The sequence below is a fragment of the Pseudomonas sp. SDO5532_S415 genome, assembly GCF_054071155.1.
This window is the reverse complement of sequence record NZ_JBSVWS010000335.1, coordinates 1-2053: the sequence shown is the minus strand read 5'-3', so window position 1 is coordinate 2053 and position 2053 is coordinate 1. Positions and strand designations below refer to the sequence as shown.

The 2053-nt window shown below is 59.9% G+C and carries 1 protein-coding gene; it reads right to left on the bottom strand.

Annotation, left to right across the window (positions count from 1 at the left end; all coding sequences use genetic code 11):
- Nucleotides 1-65 precede the first annotated feature (65 nt).
- Nucleotides 66-1949 carry a TonB-dependent receptor domain-containing protein gene (locus ACW9HW_RS29895; protein ID WP_457402929.1) on the bottom strand — a complete coding sequence of 628 codons (1884 nt, stop codon included), beginning with the start codon at nucleotides 1947-1949 and terminating at the stop codon, nucleotides 66-68.
- Nucleotides 1950-2053 lie beyond the last annotated feature (104 nt).

Here is a 2053-nt window from a genome sequence, read left to right as displayed (position 1 = left end):
GCTGTGCCCCCTGTGGGAGCGAGCCTGCTCGCGAAGAGGTCAATCCAATCACCGCGAATTTCGGTTTAGATCTCCGGCGTCCAGGTCACCCCAAACATCCACGCGCGACCTTCTTCGCGATACCCATACTGGCTGCCTTCATGGCTGTACAACACTCGGCTGTAACCCTTGTCCAGCAGGTTATCCACCTTCAGCTCCAGCTTGATCTCGCGATTGAGTTCCCAGCTACTGCGTAACCCCAGCAAGGCATAGCCGCCCAATGGCTGTTGATTGTTCAAGTCGTCATAGCTGCTGCTGACCGCCTGCCAACTGGCGCCGAGGCCCAATCGATCGAACTGCCGATCCAGGTCCAGGCTCAAGGTGCGTCGCGCACGACGGGCCAGGGTATGTCCGCTATCGCGGTCCCGCGGGTCGATGATTGCCACGCCAAGGTTGCTCTGCCAGCCGAACAGTTCCTGCTTCAACGCCGCCTCAAAGCCGTTGATCCGCGCCGACGCAACGTTTTCCGGTCGTGAGTTGCTGCCGAAGATGATCGCGTCTTTCAGGTCCGTTCGGTACAGCGAGGCTTCCAGGCGACTGTTCTCGGTCAATTGACTGCGCCATTGCAACTCATAGCTTTTCGAGGTTTCGGGCTTGAGGTCCGGGTTGCTGAAGTCCGGGTAATACAGGTCGTTGAAGGTCGGCGCGCGGAAACCTTCGCTGTAGGTCAGCAGCACATCGTTGGCCGGGTTCAACGGCAGGGTAAAGGTACCGCTCCAGCTGTTCTGGCCGCCGAACTGCTGGTTCTGGTCGCGGCGCAGACCCAGTTCGGTGGAGAAGCTGTCGGTGCGGTAGCGATGCTGAATAAACGCAGCACGGTTCCAGCGGCTGTCCTCGTCGAAGGCTGTGCTGCTGTTGATCCGGTCTTCGTACCAGTCGCCGCCGAGGATCAGACTGTTGCGCTCGTTGAGTGTCAGGTCGTTCTGCCAGCTCACCGAGTCTCGGTAAGTGTTGAACACACTGCGCTCATCGCTGAGCTTGTCGAGGGTCTGCTCGCGGTTTTCGCTGTGGCCGAATTCGATACGGGTTTTCCAGCGATCGTTGACCCTCGCGTCGACGTAGCTGCTGACACTGCTCACGTCGAATTCGCTGTAGGGCTGTTGCTGGACCGACTCGAAAGTCTCCAGGTCGAAGCGTCCGAACGGGTTGTCGAATTCACTTTTGCCCCGGTTATCCAGCACATTGGCACCGATTTCGATGTCGTCGCTGAGGGCATGGCTCAGGCTCAGGCTGAACGCCTGGTTGCGGTACGCGTCATGGTCGCCATCGCTGGGATAGGACTCATGGGTGCGGTTGATCCCGGCGGTTTCATCGAGGCTGGCGCCGAGGTTGAAGCGGTTTTTTTCGTCACCACCGGATAGGCCAACGCTACGTTCCCAGGTTTGATTGCTGCCAACGCCCACATGCATTTGTGGGCGCAAACCGGGTTCGCTGCCACGACGGGTGAAGATCTGGATCACCCCTCCGATCGCGTCGCTGCCATAAATCACCGAGCGGGAGCCGCGCAGCACTTCCACGCGCTCGACCTGTTCGATGTTGATGTGTTGCAGGTTGCTGTCGCCGGACGTCGAGTTGCCGATCCGTTGGCCGTCCACCAGCACCAGGCTTTGCGCCGATTGCGTGCCGCGAATGTAAACCCCCGGCAGGCTGCCGCGTCCGCCGGTTTGTGCGATTTGCACACCGGGTACGCGGCGCAGCAGATCCGTCACGCTGTTTGGCTGCAGGCGATCGATGTCTTCGCGAGTAAATACGGTATTGGCGGCGCTGCTGTCGTTGCGAGCTTCGACCTGGCGGTTGGCGCTGATCAGCACGTCGGGCAGTTTCAAGGCTTGATCGCGCTCGAAGTTATCGGCCAGCAGCGGGCCGGCCGGTAGCAGGGTCAGCGTCAGGGCGAGGGGGGAGAGTTTCATGGCAGTCCGTTGGTGCTTTGGAGCAAACACTGGTTTGAAAGGTACATAAGCAATGTGGGAGCGAGCCTGCTCGCGAAGGCGGTATGTCAGTCAGTTACCAAGTC

Coding starts and splice junctions, on each gene's coding strand:
- ACW9HW_RS29895 (WP_457402929.1), bottom strand. CDS start 1,949: ATGAAACTCTCCCCCCTCGCCCTGACGCTGACCCTGCTACCGGCCGGC.